Source organism: Brachyspira alvinipulli ATCC 51933 (assembly GCF_000518245.1).
Lineage (GTDB): Bacteria > Spirochaetota > Brachyspiria > Brachyspirales > Brachyspiraceae > Brachyspira > Brachyspira alvinipulli.
This window is the reverse complement of record NZ_KI912409.1, coordinates 26,381-26,734: the sequence shown is the minus strand read 5'-3', so window position 1 is coordinate 26,734 and position 354 is coordinate 26,381. Positions and strand designations below refer to the sequence as shown.

The window sequence follows — 354 nt, the reverse complement described above, 5'->3', positions numbered from 1 at the left end:
CTATCTAAGGATGTAGAACTTTCCTCCTCTCTAACTTCTTCTTGAGCATCTTCAGAATAAATTTCAGATGATAAACTTTCTAATTCTTCTAGCTCATCTAAAACTTCCTCTATATCTGATAAAGAAACTTCTTCAGATTCGTCACTAGAAGCGCTTCCTTCTATAATGTTCTCAATAGAACTTTCGGATATTAAATCTTCTAATTCCTCTAATTCTTCTAAACCTTCTTCTGTATCTATTAAAGTGGATTCTATCTCTTCACTATCTAAAGATGTAGCACTATCTTCTACTATTTCCTCTTTTATTTCTTCCTGCGGTTCTTCAGAAGGACTTTCTAATTCTTTAGACTCTTCT

General features: G+C 32.8%; 1 protein-coding gene. It reads right to left on the bottom strand.

All coding sequences use genetic code 11. The features are described from left to right. Positions 1–354, bottom strand: a 354-nt coding sequence (locus tag T324_RS18210; protein ID WP_211232607.1) for a hypothetical protein, incomplete at both ends; no start/stop codon positions are given.